Source organism: Streptomyces sp. LUP47B, from assembly GCF_001746295.1.
Classification (GTDB): domain Bacteria; phylum Actinomycetota; class Actinomycetes; order Streptomycetales; family Streptomycetaceae; genus Streptomyces.
In genome coordinates, this window is the sequence record NZ_MJAH01000010.1 from 57,236 (window position 1) to 77,466 (window position 20,231).

Consider the following 20,231-nt stretch of genomic DNA (forward strand, 5'->3'; position numbering starts at 1 on the left):
TCGTGCGGGTGGGGGATGGTTCAGAGGACGGCGTCGAGCCAGCCGAAAACCTCGTCCTGCATGCGGTCGACGAAGACATGGCCGAGGTCGGGCCAGGTCTTCAGGTGCAACCGCTCCTCGGCGTGGCGGGAGTGCCAGACGGCGCGCAGCTTGTCGTACGCGACCTGAACGCCGTCGGCGGGGAACAGCGGGTCGAGCCCGCCGTTGAAGAAGAGCATCGGCCTGGGGGCGGCGATGCTCGCCACGTCGGGGAAGTCGAGGAACCGGGGCAGCCCCGGGTGGAGCATGTAGTAACTGGACTGCCCGCGCAGGGTGTTGTTGCCGGGCACCATCATTTCCTTGAGGCCGGTCATCCAGCAGACGGCTGCCGTGGCCGTGACGGCGTCGGTCAGCGCGGCGGTCTGCCAGGCGCGGTAGGCGCCCATGGAGAAGCCGACGGCGGCGACCCTTCTGGCGTCCACCCTCTTCAGGCCGGCCAGGAACCCGGCGGCGCGGGCGTCCTCGCGGGCCATGAGACCTGCGAGCGAGGAGCCGAGGTTGTAGAAGTTGCTTGCCAGGGCCTGCTGTTGGTCGTAGTTGATCGGTCCGCGGTCGCCCCAGCCGAGGGCGTCCGCGCACAGGACGACATAGCCGCGCCGGGCCAGCTCGTCGCCGACGAACCGGCCGCTGAAGTACTTGTCCGCCCAGGTCTGCGCGGAGGCGAGCCGGGTGTCGTCGTACCAGGGCCGGACCAGTTTCTCCTTGCCGATGTCGAACTTCGCCCCGTGATCGTGGAGAAGCAGCACGGCGGGGAAGGGGCCGCGGCCGTGCGGGGTGAGCAGGGCGGCGCGGACCCGTTCGTGACGGGTGAGGGAGAGGGTGACCAGCTCTCTCGTGTATCCGTCGGACGGGGACCGATCGGTGAACTCGGGCGCGTACGGTGTCCTGTCCTCGCGGTCGACGAGGAGGTGCTCCTCGACCGTGGCACGAGCGGTCCGGCGCCAGGCGCGGAAGTCACGGACCGGCGAAGTACCCCAGGCCAGCGGGAAGTCCAGCTCGGCCTTGAGCGCCGGGTGGAAGTCGGGCAGCGGGCCGGCCACGACCCCGGCTGCCGCGGGGCTCACCGCTCCCCCGGCCAGCATGGCCGCTCCGGCGCCCACCACGAACGCCCGTCGGCCCACCTCACCGGCGTTCATAGGGCCTCCAGTCCCCGAGACAGGTCCGCCGGGTGTGCACGGCGGCCTCGTCGGCGGTCAGCTGGGGCCGGTTGCCGGGGACGGAAATCACCGCGCCGGGGCCGGAGTTGGCGTACTCCCGAAAGCGCATGGTCTGCCAGGGGTAGGCCTCGCGCATGTTGGTGTAGGGCGCGACCGGGTCGATCCCGGGGCCGATGTGGGTGTCCCGCACGACGAGCGACGGCCAGGCGGTCGTCTCGTACGACGGCACCCAGGGCCGTGCCAGCTTGTACGCCGCGTCCTCGGCCCCGGAGGTGATACGGGAGCGGACGGCGAGGATGCCGTAGGGGTTGGCGCGGGCGGTGGAGGGGGCGAAGACCATGCCCTTGGGGGTGAAGTCGACGTCCCGCCGGAGGGTGTGGAAGTGGCACTCCTCGAAGACGGCGGTGGCCCGGCCGAAGACGAAGTCGACGTCGCCCTCGATGTAGCAGCGGCGGAAGTACTGCCGGTCGAAGGCGGTGAGCGCGGTCGTCTCGACGAAGAGGGTGTCCTGGTGGGCCAGGAGGCGGACGTTCTCGAAGTGGGTGCGGTCACCGTAGGTGTAGGCGGCGACCGCCTGGGTGCCGGTGATGTCGGGGTGGTCGGCGCGCAGCCAGTCGTTGGCGAGGGTGAGGTCGCGGACGGTGACGCCAGGGGCGGCGGAGGTGAAGGTGGCGGAGCCCGCGGTGCCGTAGGTGCCCGAACCGTCGGGTTTGGGGGTGCCGTTGGCGTTGTCGTAGATGATGACGGCGGCGCGTGGGTCGCGGACGGCGCCGCGCACGGTCAACTCCGCTTTGTCCGCGGGGATGTTGACGACCTCGCGATAGGTGCCCGGGTGCACGACGATCGTCCAGCCGGGGCCGGTGACCGCGTCGACGGCCGCCTGGACGGAGTCGCCGGGGCGGACGTGGAGGACGCGGTGACCTCCGGTGGCGAAAGCGGGGGCCGCTCCCGCCACTGCGAGCCCGAGACCGGCCCCGAGGAGAATGCGCCTGCGCATCAGCACGTCTCCTTCCACGGGCGCCAGTCGCCGAGGTAGGCCTCCCTGGTCGCCGACTCGGCCTGTTCCCGGGTGAGTTGGGGCCGGTTCTCCGGGACGGTGATCCTGGCTCCGGGACCGGTGTCGCGGTACTCGGCGAAACGCTGGTTCTGCCAGGGGAAGGCGTCCGACATGTTGGTGTAGGGGGCGGCCGCGTCGATTCCGGGGCCCAGCCAGGTGTCCCGCACCACGAGCGAGGGCCGGGCGGTGGTGTCGGAGCTCGGCACCCACGGGCGGGCCAGCTTGTAGAAGGCGTCGGGCGCTTCGCTGCTGACGCGGCTCCTGGTGACGAGGTAGCCGCGCGGGTTGGCGCCCGCCGTGGAGGGCGCGAAGACGAAGCCGTACGGCGCCGCCGCCAGGTCGGTCCGGTTCAGGGTCCGGAAGTGGCAGTGCTCGTAGACGGCCGTGGCCCGCCCGAAGACGAAGTCGACGTCGCCTTCGGCATGGCAGTGCGAGAAGTACTGGCGGGCGAAGGAGGTGAGGGCGATCGAGTCGGCGTAGAGGGTGTCCTGGTGGCCGAGGAAGCGGCAGTGGTGGAAGGCGGAGCGGTCACCCTGGACCTTGATGGCGACGGCCTGGGTGCCGGTGATGTCGGGGTGGTCGGCGCGCAGCCAGTCGTTGGCGAAGGTGATCCAGCGGGCGGTGAAGCCGTCGGCCTGCACGGTCGTGGTGGCCGACCCCGTGGTGCCGTAGGTGCCGCCGCCGGGCTTGGGGGTGCCGGCCGCGTTGTCGTACACGATCACGACGTCCCGCGGGTCCTCGGAGGCGCCGATCCAGGTCGTCTCGGTGCGGGTGACGTCGACGGCGACGGTCTCCCGGTAGGTGCCGGGCGCGAGAACCAGGGTCCAGCCGCTGCCGGTGGCCGCGGCGACGGCGTCCTTGACGGTGGTGTGGTCGCCACGGCCCTTCGGGTCGACGTACAGGGTCTGCGGGGTGAGCCGGGCGGCCGGTGATCCGAAGCGGCCGAACGGGCGCCGGGCGCCGGCGTGCGCGGGCGCCGCCGCGAGGGCGAGCGCGGCCGCCGCTCCGGTGCTCGCGAGCAGGAATCCCCTTCTGGCCAGGGGAAGTCGGGTGTCGTGCGAGGGCATGCGGGTGCTCCTTGGACATGCGACACAAGTTGAGGTGGGTGGCCGGGGCGGCCGCTGGATTCCGCCCCGGCCGGTCAGGGGGTGGTGTCAGCAGACGCGCCCGGCGCCCGCACCGCGGTCGACGATCCCGGGCACCTTCTTGGCCGGGTCGACCTTGGTGCGCAGGGTGGGCGTCCAGCCCGCGCCGGACTCCAGGGTCTCGGCGGGGATCTCGGCGTTGTGGACGGCGATCAGGTCGGTGAGGCTGCCGTTGACGTAGTTGTCGGCGGCGGTGAGCGGTGAGACGTTCCACCGCTTGAGCACCTTGGCTGCGCTGATCCCCTGCGGCAGCGTGAACGCGTTGTGTTCGGCGACGAGTTGGGACTCCTTGCCGATGCCGAAGCTGTAGGAGTAGTCGTCGTTCGCCACGAAGTGGTTGTTGTAGGAGTCCACCTGGCCGAAGCGGACCCGGGGCGCGCGCTCGACGAGGTCGGAGAACAGGTTGTGGTGGAAGGTGACCTTGAGCTTGCCCCGGTCCCCCGCCGCCGTGGACTCGCTGTCGCTGTTGCCGATCAGGATCGTCTTGTCGTGCTCGGTGAAGACGTTCCAGGACGCGGTGACGTAGTTCGCGCCGCGCACGATGTCCAGCTCGCCGTCGTGCTGCTGGTAGAGCATGCCGAAGTAGGTCGGCGCGGCACTGTCGGGGTGGCTGCCGTCGGTGAAGGTGTTGTGGTCCAGCCACACATGGGTGGACCCGTAGACGACGGCGGTGTCGTACTCGGAGTTCCAGTTGCCCTTGTCACCGTCGGTCGGGTCCCACTGCGGGAAGCAGTCGATCGGGCTCTCGAAGGTGAGGTTGCGGACGATGACGTTGTCGACGGCCTTGATCTGGAGGCTCGCGCCCCTGAACCCGGCGTTCTTGCCGACCCCGATGATCGTGGTGTTGGCGGGCACGTTCGCCTTGATGGTCTGGTCCTGGTTGGCGGCGGAGACGCGGCGCAGCCCCTCGGGACTGTCGTCGGGCTCGGCGCTCAGGTCGGTGTCCAGGCCCCAGGCCTCGGGCGAGTACTTCGCCAGGTAGGCGTCGAAGTCGTACCCGGGCGCCGCGAGGGAGTCACAGCCCTCGGACACCGCGTCGATGGTCCCCTTCACCTTGATGATCTTCGGAGCGGTGCCCCCGGCGGCGAGGGCGGCCTTGAAGCCGGCCCAGTCGGTGACGGTGTAGACGTGGGCGGCGTCGGCGGCCGCGCCTCCGGTGGTGCCGGTGCCCTCGGAGGCCCAGCCGTCGCCGGTGGCGAGGGTGTCGCGGGCGGCGTCATGGCCCTTGGCCTGGGCGGTGGGGCCGGTGACCGCGAGGACCAGGGCGGCACAACCCGCCACGGCCATCGCCTTTGTAATGACATGCTCATGCCATGTCTGTGCGTTCATTGTGCGGCTCTCTTTCGGCAACGAAGAAGGAGTGGTCAGGCAGTGGCCGGCGAGGGCCAGGTGATCCAGGACTCCGGGATCTCGGCATCGAGCCGGCGCACGTCCCGGGGCGCCAGCACGCGGTGCCGCAGCAGCTCACGGGCGACCAGGCGCGCTATTGCAATGGCACCGGGCGGGTTGAAATGCGTGTTGTCCTGCTCGGTGTCGGTCCAGTTGAAGTACTTCTTGGTCTCCTCGACCCCGAGCTCCTGCCACAACGCGAGCGACAGGGCCTGGATGTCGAGCAGCGTCACGCCCTCTTCCTTGGCAAGCGCGCGCATGGCCGCCGGGTACTCGCCATGGGTCGGCACGGCGTTGCCGCTCGCGTCGAACTTCCGCCGTTCGACGGGCGTGACGAGCACGGGCCGGGCGCCCTTGGCCCGGGCGCCGTCGAGGTACAGGCGCAGATAGTCCTGGTACGTCGTCCAGGGCTCGGTGTACCGGGTCGGATCGGCTGTCTTCTCGTCGTTGTGCGCGAACTGGATGAGAAGAAGGTCGCCGGGCCGAATGAGGGCGAGGATCGCGTCGAGCCGTCCCTCGTCGACGAAGCTCTTGGAACTCCGCCCGTTCACCGCGTGATTGGCGACGGCCAGATCCTTGCGCAGAAAGAAGGGGAGCGCCATGCCCCACCCGGTCTCGGGCGAGGCGTCGGCGTATTTCTGGGCGGCGGTGGAGTCGCCGGCGATGTAGAGGGTGCGCTGTTCTCTGGCTTGAGCAGTACCGGTTGCGCTGAAAGCGACGGGCACGGCGGCGATCGCCGCCACGGTGACCTGTCTGCGTGTGAGTGACACTTTGGGCAGCCTCTCTTCCCTCAGGGGCGCGGGACTGTGTCGATTTGCGGCTCCGCCGCGGGGCGCGACCGGCCACGACGAACCTGCGGCCGGCCGCACAGCGAACCCCCGAGCTGTCAGCCGTTCTGTTCCTTCCACTCGGCCTGAGCCTTGTTCAGCTGGTCGGCCATGGTGTCCAGGAAGTCCTTCGCACTCATGTCACCCAGCAGCACCTTCTGGAAGTTCGGCTCGTTGTCCGCCTTGGAGATGGTGTTCCAGTCGGGCAGGTAGTACGGCAGCTGGACGATGGTCGTGGAACCGTCGGTCAGCGCGGCGGCGGCCAGCTTCGTGGGCTCGGCCTCCGAGATCCAGGCGTCCTTGGCGGCGTCGTTGTTCGACGGCACCTGCCCGGCGGCCTTGTTGAACTTCGAGTTCTCCGCGGCCGAGGTCGCGAACTCGATGAACTTCCACGCGGCGTCCTTGTTCTTCGAGCTCTTGAACACCCCCATCCCGTCGACGGGGTTGGACACCTGGACCCGCTTGCCGGAGGCGCCGATCGGCTGCGGAATGCCCCGGAACTTGTCGACCCCGAGCGCCTTCACGTGGTCCTGGTAGGACCCCAGGTTGTGGTTCAGCATCCCGATCGTGCCGGAGTCCCACTGGGCGACCATCTTGGTGAAGTCGTTGTTGAGGTCGGCCGCCGGAGTGACCTTCTTGTACAGCGCCGCGTACTTCTCCAGCCCGGCCACGTTCTTCGGGTCGTTGACGGTGGTCTTGTCGCCGTTCCAGAACGAGGTGATCCCGCTCTGCCCGTACATCGCGTCCAGGGCCTGGGCGATGGACCCGGCACCACCGCGGATGGTGTAACCGAACTCGTTCTCCTTGGCGTCGGTGAGCTTGTCCGCGGCCTCGTAGAACTTGTCCCAGGTGGTCGGCTCGTCGAGGCCCGCCTTCTTGAACAGGTCGGTCCGGTAGTACAGCACGCCGTTGTTGGCGGAGGTCGGGATCGAGTACAGCGTCCCGTCCCCGCCCCCCGCCGCCTTCAGCACGCCGACCATGTCCTCGTTGAGCTTGCCGTTCAGGGAGGACTTGGAGAGCCGGCTGTCCAGCGGCTCCAACGCGTTCTGCGCGGAGAACCCGGCGAGCATGGCCGCGCCGACACCGCCGACGTCCGGCAGACCGCCGCCCTGGATGGCGGTGTCGACCTTGGACTGGTACTCGGTGGAGGCGATGCCGACGTACTCGACCTTGATGTCCGGGTTCGCCTTCTGGAAGTCGGCGATGATCTCCTTCCAGATGTCGGTGCGCACACCGCCGTTGTTGTCCCAGAAGACGATCTTGCCCTTGCCGCTGCCCTCGTCTCCCTTGTCACCGCCGGACCCGCTGCCGTCGTCACCGCAGGCGGTGGCGGTCAGCGCCAGGACGGACCCGAGGGCGACGGCTATGGCAGCACGCCTGCTTCTGCGGATACTGATCTTCATTGATCGGCTCTCTTCTTCTTCTGATTCCAGCGGAGATATGAAGCTGTGGGGGGAAGTCGGTGGCGCCCGGAGGTCAGTGGCCGGCGTACGGCGCCCAGCCGTCGGTGCCCTTGAGGTAGTTCGCGACGGTGTACGTCCTCGCGTCGGCCGCACCGAGCTGTGGGCGGTCGGCGCTCGGGGCGGCGCCCGGTCCGGAGTTGCGGTACTCGGCGAACCGCGCGTCCTTCCACGAGAAGCCGCTCATGTCGGTCCACGGTGCGGACTTCACGGCGGCCGGCAGCTCGGTGTCGCGGATCAACACCTGTGCCACGGCAGCGGGTTCACCGCCCGGATGCCAGGGCCGGCCCAGATGGAAGGACTGGTCCGGCGCGTCGCTCACGACCTTCGACCGGGTGATCAGGAACCCGTACGGGTTGCCCGTCCAGGTCGAAGCGGCCGTGATGTAGCCGTTGTTGGTGTCCGAGCCCCGGCTCAGTGCCCGGATCACGGACCGTTCGATCACCGTCGTCGCCCGGCCGTAGACGAAGTCGACATCGCCCTCGATGTACGAGTCGCGGATGTAGACCCGGCTGATCACGTCCAGCTTGGGGCTGTCGGTCATCAGGGTGTCCTGGTTGCCCAGGAAGGCGGTGTCCTCGAAGACGATGCGGTCGCCGGTCGTCTTCATCGCGAGGGCCTGCTCGCCCTTCAGCTCGACCGCGGCCTCGTCGAAGTCGTTGCTGAAGGTGAGGTGGCGGGCGGTGACGTCGTTCGCGGCGATCCGGACCGTCGCGCTGCCCGTCGAACCGCCGTACTCGGCGGGGGTGTCGTAGACGATGACGGTGTCCGACCGGTCGTGTCCAGTCCCCTGGAGCACGATCCTGGGCTTGGTCGCCGGGATGAAGACCTTGGCACGATAGGTGCCCGGCGCGACGGCGATCGTCACCGGCACGGCGTTGCCGTCGGGCACGGCGTCCACCGCGGCCTGCACGGTCGGGTAGTCAGCGGGGACGTGCAGGGTCACCCCGATCCGCTTCTGCGGTCCGGAGAACCTCGACACCAGCGAGGGCACGGCGGCGGCCGGGTCCAGACGGTAGTCGTAGAAGGACCGCGGATCGAAGGCCGTACCCCACGCGTCCGTTCGCCCGGTCGTGTTCTTCAGGATCGAGCCGCGCTGCACCAACTCGGCGGTGGCATCGGCCTGATAGGGATGCTGGACGCCGTCGTAGTAGCTGTTCTCGATCACCATCTTTGTCCGGCCGCGCGCCCAGTTCCCGTACGTCCACACCGGGTCGCCGTCGGCGACCTGCGAGGACAGGTAGTTGTCGTACAGGTGGGCGTAGGCGAGGTTGTCCGCCGAGGGATTGCGCTGCTTGGTGCCGCGGAACCAGTTGTGGTCGATCGTCATCTCGGTGAGGACATTGGTGGTCCAGCCGATCCCGAACGCCTTGTTGTGGTTCGTGAACTGGTTGTACGAGACGGTGATGTACCGGCTGTCCTTGCGGATGTCGAGCAAGCCGTCGCCCATGTGCGTGAAGCGGTTGTGGTCGATCCAGACGTGGTCGACGGTGTCCATCTGGATCGCGTCGAAGTCGGTCGTCTTGCCGTCCCAGTCGCCCTCGACGTACGAGTCGCGGATCGTCAGGTTGCGGATGATCACGTTGTGCGTGCCGGGGTTGAGATGGAGCTCGCCGTGGACGATCTCGCCGGTGTCACCGACGCCGATGATCGTCTTGTTCGAGGCCACGACGATGTCCGAGCCGAAGGGCTCGACGGCTATCGCGACCGAGACCCGTATGACGTACGGCTCCTCGGCGGCCGCGTAGGTGGCCAGCGCGGCCTGGTCGGTGACGGTGACGACCTTGCCGCCGGCCCCTCCGGTGGTACCGCCCGCGAGGGAGGCGAAGCCGTGGGCCCGGTCGCTCCAGCGGTCGACCGGAGTCTTCTCGGCAGCCTCGGCCTGCCCGATCGCCCCGAGGCTCAGCGCGGCCACCAGGCCGAGGACAGCGGCCAGGACCGTGCCGTATCCCGGTCTCTGCAAGCGCTTGCTATGAAGGTGCTGCGTCATTGCGGCTCCCAACAGGCTTACGGGTTCGGTGCGTTACAGGTGGTCGATCCTGAAGTGCGAGAAGGTTGCCGCCCCGGCGTGTCCTCCTCCGACGGGCGCGAGGGCGAACAGTCCGAGCAGGGCTCCGACCCAGCGCCAGGGGGTGGCGGCGAAGACGGGTCCACTGGGGCGCAGGCCCTCGCCGACGTCGTGGAAGAACCGGCAGCGCGCCCCCGCGCCGATCTCGATCCGCAACCGTGCCCGTCCCGTGGGCGCCGGCCGCGGATGGTCGGCGTCCCGCTCCTGCTCGGCGACGCCCTCGGCGAAGCGGTGCACGAGATGGACGCTCCCGTCGGCCCCGCGCTGGAGCCCGATCCAGCTGAAGGCATCGCCCAGGACGGTGAGTCCGGCGCGTGCGCCAGGCTCCTCGCTGTGCAGTTGCAGTTCCACCTCGACCGCCGAGGGTGTGCCGGGCAGCCGCTGGGTGAGGACGTTCGGCAGTCTGCGCAGGTCGTGCGCGTCGGCCGAACGGACGCAGGTGAGCCGTAGCCCGTCGCCCGAGTGATGGGTGGCCCAGCCGGGCTGCGGGTTCGCGGTCCACTGCCACTGGCGGCCGAAGCGTCCGCCGGGGAAGTCGTCGTCGGTGGCGGGCGCCGCGTCCGGCTGCGGCGGCAGGTCGGGCTTGACGTGTACGGCGACGGGGGCCCCGTCGTCGCCGAGCACCGGCCAGCTTCCCCCACTCTCGGCTTCGCTCGAGCGGGAGGTGCCCCCATGGCCCCAGCTCATGGGCTGGAGGTGGACGACCCTGCCGTAGGCGCCCTTCTGCTGGAAGTGCAGGAACCAGTCCTGGCCGGACGGGGTGCGCACCCAGCCGCCCTGGTGCGGACCGTTGACGTCGGTGTCCCGCTGTTCCAGGACGATCTTCTCCTCGTACGGGCCGAAGAACCCGCGCGAGCGGAAGACGCCCTGCCAGCCGGTCTCCACTCCCCCTGCGGGAGCGAAGATCCAGAACCAGCCGTCGTGCCGGTAGAGCTTGGGACCTTCGAGCGTGAACCAGCCGGGGATCCGGTCGCCGTCGACGATCACCTTGCCCTCGTCGAGGAGTTCACGGCCGTCGAGGTCCATGCGGTGGCCGGTGAGGCGGTTCTTCACCCCCGAACGGGACTTGGCCCAGGCGTGCACCAGATAGGCCTCGCCGGTCTCCTCGTCCCACAGGGGGCAGGGGTCGATCAGGCCCTTGCCCGACTTGACGAGGTGCGGGCGGGTCCAAGGGCCCCTGATCCCGGGGGCGTTGATCTGGAAGATGCCCTGATCCGGGTCGCCCCAGAAGATCCAGAACCGTTCGTCGTGGTAGCGGAGGGAAGGTGCCCAGACCCCGCAGTCGTGCCGGGGCTTGGTGAACTCCCCCGCCGGTTCCAGGCGCGGCAGGGCGTGGCCGATCAGCGTCCAGTTGACCAGGTCGCGGGAGTGCAGCAGCGGCAGACCGGGGACCCGGCCGAAGCTGGAGGCGGTGAGGTAGAAGTCGTCTCCGACGCGGAGCACGTCCGGGTCGGACCAGTCCGCGTTCAGGATCGGATTCGTGTACGTCGCCGGCCGGTTCGGGTTCGTGTGGGTCACTGGCTGACCGCCTTCCGTACCAGGGCCGCCGCTTCGAGACGGGGCAGGCGTCCGTCGGCCACGACGGTGACGATCCGGCGTACGACGGTCTCGCCGGGCGGCACGGCCAGCCGCTCCTCGGACGTCAACGAGGAGCCCACGCCCGGGTATTCGCCGGCGCGCACGAACCACGGGTCGCGGCGGGTCCGGTCGGTGGCCCCGGCGAAGACGAGCGTCCAGGTGGCGCCGGTGAGGGCGATCCAGTCGGCGGTGGTGCCGTGGATCACGTCCTCGCCCTCGCGGTCGACGGTGAAGACGTCCGGCGCGTCCTGTTCCTTACGGGCCCGCCAGAAGAATCCGCCGTAGGCCGCGCCCGGGCGGCCGTTGGTCGCGGGGCTGCCGATCGACAGGGGGTCCGAGGTGACGTTGGTGAGGGAGAAGGTGAAGTCCAACGCCCAGGCGGCAGCGGTCAGTTCGGTGGCCGCGACGGTGCGGCGCTCGCGCAGCAGCTCGGTTCCGGAGGCGACCCAGCGCAGCTCCTCCACGAAGCCGTCCGGGTCGCGGAGCTGGAAGGAGTGGTGGCGCTGGGCGCCGTGGTTGTCGAGCTCGGTCGGGCCCTGGTCGCGGACGTAGGTGCGCCCGCCCCAGAAGTTGTGCCCCTCGACGTCGGGAACGGCGACACCGACGCCGAGGTGGTGGATGTGGTCGGCGGGGGCGAGTTCGGTGACCGCCGTGCCGGCCAGGGTGGTGACGGGGTGCAGGTAGGGGCGCGGGGAGAGCCGGGCGGGCAGCGCGGGCCGGGTGACGTAGCGGCCGACCGGGCGGCCCGCGACACGCAGGACCGGGCAATCGGGGATCGTCATGTGCTCACCTCGTTCGCGACGTGTGGCCGGGCCCAGTCGGCGCCCAGCTCGGAGTACAGGGCGAGACTGTCGGCGGCGGCCGCGACGAGTCCGTCGATGCCGGGGACGACCCGGCGGTCCTCGTCGGGGAGCAGGTGCCAGGCCGTCGCCGGGAGCGGGGCCGGGTCGGGGGCCAGCCGAATGGCTTCGACGACCTTCATGAAGGCGCCGGTCGCGTCCGGGACGACCAGCAGGGCGTCGCCGTCGGTGACGTGGTCGACCAGGTTCTCCAGCAGGTCGGTGCGGCCGTACTGGTACTCCTCGGGGCCGTGGCCGGCCCGCTGGAGCAGCACGCGGTCCTGCTTGTACCAGTAGGTGATCCGGCCGCGGTCGCCGTGCACGACGACGTACGGCTCGTCGGGGTCCTCCGCGCACAGGGTCACGGCGACGGTCACCTGGAGGCCGCCGGCGGTGGTGACGCGGACGCAGGAGGTGTCGTCGGACTCGATGTCGTTCGCGCGCAGCAGCTCGGTCTCGATACGGGTGACGTCCTCGGCGCGGCTCGCGTCGCCCAGGGCGAGCGCGGTGGCGACGGCGTGCGCGAGCGGGTTGGTCAGTGCTCCGTCGATCACGTCGACGCCGTTCATCCGCCGTTTGCCCGCCCAGGGCGCACGCCGGTAGTACGCCTCGGCACGCGCCCAGGCACCGGCCCCGCCGATCCCGGTCACCTCGCCGATCGCTCCCTCCTCGACCAGCTCGCGGATCGCGGGCACGGCGTGCGAGCCCAGCGACTGGAAGCCGATCTGGCAGGCGACACCGGCCGCGGCGACGCCGTCGGCCATGCGGCGGAACTCGGCGTACGACGGGGCGGGGGGCTTCTCCAGGAGGATGTGCACTCCTCGGGAGGCCGCCGCCAGCGCCAGGTCGGTGTGGGTCGGGATCGGCGTGCAGATCACCGCGATCCGGGCGCCGGTCGAGTCGAGGAGCGCGCCGAAGTCGGCGGACTGCTCGGGCGTCCCCAGGCCTTCGGGGATCTCGTCGCCGGTCAGCGGGGTCAGCTCGCAGATCCCCGCCAGTCGTACGATCCCCTTGTCCTGCAGCCGGCGGATGTTCTCCAGGTGCCAGCGGCCGTGGCCGCGCGCGCCCGCCAGGACGATGTCTACGGTGCTCATGGGATCCTCCCTGCGTCCGCGCCGCGGGCCACCTCTCGGTCGGCCGTCTCGGCGCTGTCGATCTTTGTGTGCAGGGTAGGCGGCCGGCCGGCGTCCGCCGTGAGGTCACGCTCGCTGCCCGGGTTGCAGGCCGCCTCGGTGTGGCCGGGGATGTGGATGGCGTGGATCCCGGACTCGGTGGGGACGCCGAGGGAGCAGCGGTGGTCGTCCTCGCCGGTGCCGAAGACCGACTGATCCCGAACGCCCCCGGTCCGGCCCACGGCCGTCCCAGCACGACCGCGAGCGGCGGCCACACGGAGTGCCACCACACTCGCAGCGGGCTCGATATGGCGAGACATCATGCCCGCACCTCCGAGCGGGAGACGCACACCGACCGCTGCCGCACACCCACGGCCGCCCCGGCCCGACCACGACCGGCCGCCACACCCACCGCCTCGGACACCCGGGCGTCACTCACCCCGAGCAGAACCCGGCCAACGGCACGGCCCTCCGCGCGGACTGCGACTCCCAGCAGGCCCAGCAGCACGCCACCCATCGCGATCCGGCGGAGTCTCATCCCTTCACCGCCCCCGCGCTGAAGCCCGTGATCAGCCACTTCTGGATGAAGGCGAACACGATCACCACGGGTACGGCCGCGATGATGCCGCCGGCGGCCAGCGCGCCGAGGTCGACGCTGTCGGCGCTCATCAGGGTGTTGAGGCCGACCGGGATCGTCTGCTTGTCCTGGTTGTTGAGGAACATCAGGGCGAACAGGAAGTGGTTCCAGGAGTGCACGAAGGCGAAGGAACCGACGGCGATCAGACCGGGCCGCAGGAGCGGCAGGACGACGATCCGGAAGGCCGTCATCCTGTTGCAGCCGTCGACCCAGGCCGCCTCCTCGAGGGAGTACGGCACGTTCTTGATGAAGTTGCTGATCAGGATCATCGACAGCGGCAGCTGGAACACCGTCTCGGCGATGATGACACTGCCCAGCGAGTTGATCATCTTCAGTTCGGCGAAGATCTCGAACAGCGGCACCAGAAGCAGCGCACCCGGCACGAACTGCGAGCACAGCAGGGCCAGCATGAACGCGTTCTTGACCTTGAAGTCGAACCGGGCGAGGGCGTATCCGCCGGCCAGGGCGACGAGTGTCGTCATCACCAGGGTGGCGAGGCCGACGTACACGCTGTTCTCGAAGTAGGTGCCGAAGGCCCGCTCCGTCCACACCTTCTTGAAGTGGTCGAAGGTGATCGGCCAGGGGACGAGCGAGGTCGAGCCGGCCGGGCGCAGAGCGAAGAGCACGATCCAGTAGAAGGGGATGATCGTGAAGACGAGGTAGATCGACAGCGGGGTGTAGATCTGCCAGCGCGGGACCTCGTCCCAGGACCGGCGGTGCTTGACCGAGCGCGGCGGTTCGGGTGTCTCGCGCACGGGCGCGGGTGCGACCTCCGTGGCCTCCTTGGTGATCACTTGGAACCGCCTCCGAACTTGCTCAGCCGCAGATAGACCATCGAGCAGAAGAGCAGGATCACGAACGCGACCGTGGTCAGGGCGGACGCGTAGCCGAAGTTGTGGGCGTCGACCGAGGTGTTGGCGATGTAGAGCGGCAACGTGGTGGTCTCGCCCGCCGGGCCGCCGCCGGTCAACGTGTAGAGCAGGTCGACGTTGTTGAACTCCCACACCGCGCGCAGCAGCGTGGACAGGATGATCGCGTCCTTCAGGTGGGGCAGCGTGATGTGCCAGAACTGCTTGAAGCGGCTGGCCCCGTCGACCTCGGCGGCCTCGTACAGGTCCTTCGAGACGGACTGGAGGTCGGCGAGGATCAGGATCGCGAAGAAGGGCACACCGCGCCACAGGTCGGCGACGACCGCCGCCGAGAAGACGGTGGAGGTGTCCGACAGCCAGCTGGTGCCGTAGGAGCCGATGCCCATGTCGGCGAGGTAACGGGTGATGCCCGTCTGGGAGTTGTAGAGCAGCACCCAGATCGCGGAGGTCAGCACTCCGGAGACGGCCCACGGTGAGAAGACCATCGCGCGCCCCAGCCCCCGGCCCACGAAGCTCTGGTTGACGATCAGCGCGAGCGCCAGGCCGAACAGCAGCTGGAGTCCGACCTCGACGAAGACCCACTTGGCGCTGAAGGTCAGCGTGTCCCAGAACTGCGGGTCCTTGGTGAAGATCTGGACGAAGTTGTCGAAGCCCGCGTACCCGTTCCGCCACGGCTTGGTGGGGTTGTAGTTCTGCAGGCTGTAGTAGAAGACGCTGATGACCGGGTAGGCGATGAAGCCCAGCATCAGCAGGGCCGCCGGCGCAATCAGCAGGTACGGCAGTCTGCGCGGCGTGGCGGAGGCACGGCGCCGCCGGGGTGGCGCGGGCGGTTTCGCCACGGCTGCGGCTTGGGCCATGACTGTTCTCCGTTCTCAGTACGTCGGACGTGCGACGTGCGTTCGTGGTGCGGGAAGCGCTTTCTCTCTGCACATGGATGTGCCAGGTCGTGCTGTGCGATGGTGCGGCCCGCCCGAGCGGGTCGTGGTTCAGCTCGCGTACGGGTCGGCGACCTTGCCCGGGCGGGCGAGGAACTCGAAGTCGCAGCCGGTGTCGGCCTGGGTGATCTGTTCGTTGTAGAGCGCGCCGTAGCCGCGCTCGTAACGCGCGGGCGGCGGTGTCCACTCCGCCCGGCGACGCTCCAACTCCTCGTCGTCCACGTTGAGTTGGAGAACCCGTGCCTCGACGTCGAGGGTGATGTCGTCCCCCGTCCGCACGAGGGCGAGCGGTCCGCCGACGTACGACTCGGGCGCCACGTGCAGCACACACGCGCCGTAACTCGTCCCGCTCATCCGGGCGTCGGAGATCCGGACCATGTCCCGCACGCCCTGCTTGAGCAGCTGGTCCGGGATCGGCAGCATCCCGTACTCGGGCATGCCCGGACCGCCCTTGGGACCGGCGTTGCGCAGCACCAGCACGCTGTCGGCGGTGATGTTCAGCGCCGGGTCGTTGATGGTGCGCTGCATGGTCCGGTAGTCGTCGAAGACGACCGCGGTGCCGGTGTGCTTGAGCAGGTGCCGTTCGGCGGAGATGTGCTTGATGACGGCGCCGTCCGGGCAGAGGTTGCCGCGCAGGACGGCCACTCCGCCCTCGCTCGCGACCGGGTTGTCCCGGGTGCGGATGACGTCGTCGTTGTGGACTTCGGCGCCCTCGATCTGCTCCCCGAGGGTGCCGTTCACGGTGGGCCGGTCCAGGTGGAGCAGGTCGGTGATCCGTGAGAGGAAGGCGGGCAGACCGCCTGCGAAGTAGAAGTCCTCCATGAGGTACGTCTGTCCGCCGGGCCGGACGTTCGCCAGCACCGGCACGGTACGCGCGATGCGGTCGAAGTCGTCCAGGGTGAGCTTGATGCCGGCCCGGCCGGCCATGGCGATCAGATGGATGACCGCGTTGGTGGAGCCGCCGAGCCCGAGCACCGTGGTGACGGCGTCCTCGAAGGCCTCGCGGGTGAGGATCTCGGACGGCCTGAGGCCGGTCCAGGCGAGTTCCACGGCGCGGCGCCCGGAGGCCGCGGCCATCCGCTCGTGCGCGGAGTCGACGGCCGGGATCGAGGACGCACCCGGCAGGGTCATGCCAAGGGTTTCCGCCGCCGCGGTCATCGTGGACGCGGTCCCCATGGTCATGCAGTGGCCCGGAGAGCGCGCCAACCCGCCCTGCAGCTCGCGCAGTTCACAGTCCGTCAGGTTGCCCGCGCGGTGCTCGTCCCAGTACTTCCACATGTCGGTGCCGGACCCGAGGGTCTCGCCCCGCCAGTGCCCCGGCAGCATCGGGCCCGCGGGCACGAAGATCGAGGTGACGTCGGCCGAGGCCGCGCCCATGAGCAGCGCCGGCGTCGACTTGTCGCAGCCGCCGAGCAGCACCGCCGCGTCGATCGGATACGACCGCAGCAGCTCCTCGGTCTCCATCGCGAGGAGGTTGCGGTAGAGCATCGGGGTGGGCTTCTGGTACGTCTCCGACAGGGTGGAGACCGGGAATTCGAGCGGGAAGCCCCCGGCCTGCCACACCCCCCGCTTGACCGCCTCGGCGCGCTCGCGCAGATGGACGTGACAGGGGTTGATGTCCGACCAGGTGTTGAGGACGGCGATCACCGGACGGCCCCGGTACTCCTCGGCCTCGTAACCGAGCTGGCGCATACGGGCGTTGTGCGACCAGGTCCGCAGCTGGCCCTCGGTGCCGTACCACTGATGGCTTCTGAGCTCTTCGGGACGCTTCCTGTCGGTCATATCGACCACCCGGCGGCTATCGCGGCGACCTCGGCGCGCTCGTTCTCGGGCAGCTCGCGGCTCGGCGGGCGCACCTCGCGGCGGCACAGCCCGAGGGAGGCGAGGGCCTCCTTGACGACGGTGACGTTGTTGGCGGAGCCGTTCGCCGCGCGGAGTTCCTCGAAGCGGCGGATCTGCTCCCAGACCTTCATGGCAGCGGGGTAGTCACCGGAGCGGAGCGCCTCGATCATGTTCAGCGAGACGGCGGGGGCGACGTTCACCAGCCCCGAGGTGAAGCCGGTGGCTCCCGCCGAGAAGTAGGAGGGCGCGTAGGGCTCGGCGAGCCCGGCGACCCACACGAAGCGTTCGAGTCCCGCGTCCCGTGCGAAGGCGCCGAACTTGGCCGCGTCCGGGACGGCGTACTTCACGCCGATCACGTTCGGGCACGCGTCGGCGAGTTCGGCGAGGCGGTCGCCGCTGAGCTGGGCGTTGCGGATGTACGGAACGACTCCGAGCTCCGGGACGGCCGAGGCGATCGCGCGGTGGTAGTCGACCCAGCCGCCCTGCGAGACATAGGGGTGGACGGGCTGGTGGACCATGACCATCCCGGCGCCGAGCTCGCGGGCGTGGCGGGCGCAGGCGACGGCGGTCGGGACGTCGTGACCGACGCCGACGAGGATGTTCGCCCGGTCCCCGGCCTCCTCGACGGTCAGCTCGGTGACCAGGCGGCGCTCCTCGGGGGTGAGGGCGTAGAACTCGCCGGTGTTCCCGTTGGGGGTGAGGGTGGTGATCCCTCCGTCGAGCAGCCGACGCAGCAGGGCCCGGTGGGTGTCCTGGTCGACGGTGCCGTCCTCGGCGAACGGGGTCACCGGGATCGCCACCACGTCGGCCAGGGCCGCCCGGCGGGTCTCGAACGTCTCGCTGCTCATTCCTGACCTTCCTCGTCCAGCACTCCGGGGAACGCTCGTTCCACGAAGGACGCGATGTGGGCGTGCAGGGCGCGGGCCGCTCCGTCCGCGTCGCCCTCCAGGGCGAGCCGCAGGATCTCCCGGTGCTCACCCGCCTCCCGTTCCCAGGAGGGCGAGGCCGCCCAGGCGACGGCGGAGACGAGGGCGGCCTGGTCGCGGACCTCGTCGAGCATTCGGCCGAGCAGCGGGTTGCCGCAGGGCAGGTAGAGCGAGCGGTGGAACTCCCGGTTGGCGAGGGAGCGTTCCGCGGTGTCGGTGGCGTCGTCGGCCCGGGTCAGCGCGTCCCGTGCGGCGTCCAGGGAGGCCCCGCGGCGTACGGCCCGCTTGAGCGCCTCGGGTTCGAGGAGCAGCCGGACGTCGTAGACCTCGCGCGCCATGTCCGCGTCCACCATGCGCACCGTGACGCCCTTGTACTGGCTCATCACGACGAGCCCGGTCCCGGCCAGGGTCTTGAGCGCCTCGCGCACCGGGGTCTTGGACACCCCGAACTGTGCGGCGAGTTCGGTCTCCACCAGGGCCTGACCAGGCGTCAGGCGCCCGGTGAGGATGCGGCGTTTGATCTCCTCCAGCACGTACTGCGTGCGGGAGGGGATCGGCGTGGGCACAGAGGTCATGCGCGCCTCTCGGATCTCGCGTATCGGATCTTGCGTATCTGATCTCGCGTATCGCGTCTCATATATGACGTACGAAGTACGACGCGTTGAAGGTAGGGAGGGGCGCGATGTTTCGTCAATGCTTCTGGCAAAGGAAGTTGAAGTTGCGGTGAAGACGAGGGTCAGACGAGCCGGGTGGCGCCCTCGAAGGCCGTACTGGCGCGCCCGGCGAAGGCGACGGCCGCGCGTGCGGTGGCCGCTTCCCTGGTGAGCGTGGGTCCGACGTGGGTGACGAGCAGTTCGCGCGTCCCGGCCTTACGGGCGATACCGCCGGCGTCCTCGGGCGTCAGGTGGACCTGTTCGCCTTCGCGATGACGGTCGATGTCCGCCTCGCACAGGAACACGTCCGATTCCGCGGCGAGTTCGACGAGGGCGGCGCAGGGCCCGCTGTCCCCGGAGTACGCGAGGACGCGTCCGGCGCACTCGGCGCGCAACCCGTACGCCTCGGTGTCGTGCGCGACGGCCCGGGCGGCGAGCCGGAGGTTCCAGTGCCGGACGGCGTGGCCGTCGTACAGGGGATGGAAGGCGAGGATGCCCTCGAGGAACCGGATGTCGGACCGCCCGAAGAACCCGGCGAGCCGGTGGGCGCAGCCGGGCGGCGCGTACACCGGGATCGGGGCGGGCGGGGTGAGTCCGCCGTACGCGAAGGCGTAGACGGCGGACAGCAGATCCGCCGTGTGGTCGGCGTGCAGATGGGAGATCCAGATCGCCGTCAGCCGGGAGGGATCCGTGTGCCGCTGCAATTCCGCGAAGGTGCCGGGCCCGGCGTCCACCCACACCTCGGCGCCCCCGCCGCGCAGCAGATAGCCGGAGCAGGGGCGGCCCGGCGCCGGGTACGGGGAGGCGGTGCCGAGGACGGTGAGGCTGAGGGGCGGCATGGTGGGGAGCGTACGGTCCGGGTCTGCCGCCCGCCGCCGGTTTCCGTTCCTCTACGGCAGGGTCGTACCGGTGTCTACGGCAGCCGGGCACGGCGCGTCGGACGCGGGGGCGGTCCTGGCCCGATGGCCGCCCGGGCGCGGCGAAGCGGACAGGGCAGGCCGGTGTCGCGGGCAGCGAAGGGGACGCCGACGGGGACGCCCCCCGTGACGGCGTCCCCGAGAGCCGGTCCCTGTTACGTCGTCCAGCCCGGGTTCCGACCGCTGAGCCCGATCGCCCGGTCCAGCAGCGACGCGTCCTGGGGCACGGGGACGATCGGGCCGAAGATGGCGTCCCGGCTCGGGTCCTCCGCGGAGGCCTGAAGGAAGTCGGAGCAGGCCTGGAGCGCGGCGGGGTCCGGGTCGTACGCCTGGCCGGTGGAGCGGGCCAGATCCCAGCCGTGGACGACCAGTTCGTCGACGGCGACGGCGGCGGCGATCTCTCCGGGCAGGTCCACGCCGCCCGCACGGGTCATGCCGGTCCAGGCGGCCGGGTCGCGCCAGGCCTCGGCGAGTTCGTCGAGGATTTTGGGGAGATCCTCGCGCCAGCCGGGGCCGATGTCCGGGACGGAGTCGGTCGGCGGGGTGTCGGTCGTGGCGCCGAGGTCCTTGCGGGCGGCGTCACGGAAGGCCGCGGAGAGGCCGAGCAGGTGCCCGAGCAGGTGGTGCACCGCGTACTTCGGACACGGCGTGGCGTTCCCCAGCTGATCATCGGTGACGCCCTCGGCCAGAAGGGCGATGACGCGTGTCTGTGGTCCGAGGTCCAGGGGCGGGACGGTCATGCGGAACTCCTCATGGTCACGGTGTCGTACGTGGTAGACCG

The 20,231-nt window shown here is 70.0% G+C and carries 19 protein-coding genes; all 19 read right to left on the minus strand.

Annotated elements, in window-relative coordinates:
- Positions 1-20 precede the first annotated feature (20 nt).
- The 19 genes from BFN33_RS28270 to BFN33_RS28355 all read right to left on the minus strand — a co-directional run bounded on the left by BFN33_RS28270 (position 21) and on the right by BFN33_RS28355 (position 20,190).
- Positions 21-1,175 carry a dienelactone hydrolase family protein gene (locus BFN33_RS28270; protein WP_069762972.1) on the minus strand — a complete coding sequence of 385 codons (1,155 nt, stop codon included), beginning with the start codon at positions 1,173-1,175 and terminating at the stop codon, positions 21-23.
- Positions 1,162-2,193, minus strand: a complete 1,032-nt coding sequence (locus BFN33_RS28275; protein ID WP_069762973.1) for a pectinesterase family protein — start codon at positions 2,191-2,193, stop codon at positions 1,162-1,164. The genes BFN33_RS28270 and BFN33_RS28275 overlap by 14 nt, the downstream gene beginning before the upstream one ends.
- Complete coding sequence (locus tag BFN33_RS28280; protein WP_069762974.1) at positions 2,193-3,320, minus strand: pectinesterase family protein; 1,128 nt, start codon at positions 3,318-3,320, stop codon at positions 2,193-2,195. Before BFN33_RS28280 ends, BFN33_RS28275 begins: the two co-directional genes overlap by 1 nt.
- Before the next feature lie 87 nt (positions 3,321-3,407).
- Complete coding sequence (locus BFN33_RS28285; protein WP_069762975.1) at positions 3,408-4,727, minus strand: polysaccharide lyase family 1 protein; 1,320 nt, start codon at positions 4,725-4,727, stop codon at positions 3,408-3,410.
- A gap of 35 nt (positions 4,728-4,762) precedes the next feature.
- Positions 4,763-5,557 carry a rhamnogalacturonan acetylesterase gene (locus tag BFN33_RS28290; protein WP_069762976.1) on the minus strand — a complete coding sequence of 265 codons (795 nt, stop codon included), beginning with the start codon at positions 5,555-5,557 and terminating at the stop codon, positions 4,763-4,765.
- 116 nt (positions 5,558-5,673) lie between these two features.
- Complete coding sequence (locus BFN33_RS28295; protein ID WP_069762977.1) at positions 5,674-7,017, minus strand: sugar ABC transporter substrate-binding protein; 1,344 nt, start codon at positions 7,015-7,017, stop codon at positions 5,674-5,676.
- A 73-nt stretch (positions 7,018-7,090) separates the two neighbouring features.
- Positions 7,091-9,064, minus strand: coding sequence for a pectinesterase family protein (locus tag BFN33_RS28300; RefSeq protein WP_069762978.1), 1,974 nt, complete (start codon positions 9,062-9,064; stop codon positions 7,091-7,093).
- A gap of 33 nt (positions 9,065-9,097) precedes the next feature.
- Positions 9,098-10,660 carry a glycoside hydrolase 43 family protein gene (locus BFN33_RS28305; RefSeq protein WP_069762979.1) on the minus strand — a complete coding sequence of 521 codons (1,563 nt, stop codon included), beginning with the start codon at positions 10,658-10,660 and terminating at the stop codon, positions 9,098-9,100.
- Positions 10,657-11,502 carry a PmoA family protein gene (locus BFN33_RS28310; protein ID WP_069762980.1) on the minus strand — a complete coding sequence of 282 codons (846 nt, stop codon included), beginning with the start codon at positions 11,500-11,502 and terminating at the stop codon, positions 10,657-10,659. The genes BFN33_RS28305 and BFN33_RS28310 overlap by 4 nt, the downstream gene beginning before the upstream one ends.
- On the minus strand, positions 11,499-12,653 hold the full coding sequence (locus BFN33_RS28315) for a Gfo/Idh/MocA family protein (protein ID WP_069762981.1): 1,155 nt from the start codon (positions 12,651-12,653) through the stop codon (positions 11,499-11,501). The genes BFN33_RS28310 and BFN33_RS28315 overlap by 4 nt, the downstream gene beginning before the upstream one ends.
- Entirely contained in the window at positions 12,650-12,994 is a 345-nt protein-coding gene (locus tag BFN33_RS55605) for a hypothetical protein (protein ID WP_370743324.1), read from the minus strand. The genes BFN33_RS28315 and BFN33_RS55605 overlap by 4 nt, the downstream gene beginning before the upstream one ends.
- Positions 12,991-13,209: a hypothetical protein gene (locus BFN33_RS52725; RefSeq protein WP_141758000.1), complete on the minus strand. Its 219-nt coding sequence runs from the start codon at positions 13,207-13,209 to the stop codon at positions 12,991-12,993. The genes BFN33_RS55605 and BFN33_RS52725 overlap by 4 nt, the downstream gene beginning before the upstream one ends.
- A complete protein-coding gene (locus tag BFN33_RS28325) occupies positions 13,206-14,102 on the minus strand; it encodes a carbohydrate ABC transporter permease (RefSeq protein ID WP_069762983.1) in 897 nt (298 codons plus the stop codon). Before BFN33_RS28325 ends, BFN33_RS52725 begins: the two co-directional genes overlap by 4 nt.
- The gene (locus BFN33_RS28330; RefSeq protein WP_062038551.1) at positions 14,099-15,034 is read right to left on the minus strand and encodes a carbohydrate ABC transporter permease; all 936 of its coding nucleotides are present in this window, start codon (positions 15,032-15,034) and stop codon (positions 14,099-14,101) included. Before BFN33_RS28330 ends, BFN33_RS28325 begins: the two co-directional genes overlap by 4 nt.
- A 129-nt stretch (positions 15,035-15,163) precedes the next feature.
- Positions 15,164-16,894 (minus strand): L-arabinonate dehydratase, encoded by a 1,731-nt coding sequence (gene araD, locus BFN33_RS28335; RefSeq protein ID WP_069762984.1) that lies wholly within the window; start codon positions 16,892-16,894, stop codon positions 15,164-15,166.
- Positions 16,891-17,802: a dihydrodipicolinate synthase family protein gene (locus BFN33_RS28340; protein WP_069762985.1), complete on the minus strand. Its 912-nt coding sequence runs from the start codon at positions 17,800-17,802 to the stop codon at positions 16,891-16,893. Before BFN33_RS28340 ends, araD begins: the two co-directional genes overlap by 4 nt.
- Positions 17,799-18,455, minus strand: a complete 657-nt coding sequence (locus BFN33_RS28345) for a GntR family transcriptional regulator (protein WP_057618286.1) — start codon at positions 18,453-18,455, stop codon at positions 17,799-17,801. The genes BFN33_RS28340 and BFN33_RS28345 overlap by 4 nt, the downstream gene beginning before the upstream one ends.
- 161 nt (positions 18,456-18,616) lie before the next feature.
- Entirely contained in the window at positions 18,617-19,372 is a 756-nt protein-coding gene (locus tag BFN33_RS28350; protein ID WP_069762986.1) for an MBL fold metallo-hydrolase, read from the minus strand.
- Between the two features lie 233 nt (positions 19,373-19,605).
- The gene (locus BFN33_RS28355) at positions 19,606-20,190 is read right to left on the minus strand and encodes a TIGR03086 family metal-binding protein (protein ID WP_069762987.1); all 585 of its coding nucleotides are present in this window, start codon (positions 20,188-20,190) and stop codon (positions 19,606-19,608) included.
- Between the last annotated feature and the right edge of the window lie 41 nt (positions 20,191-20,231).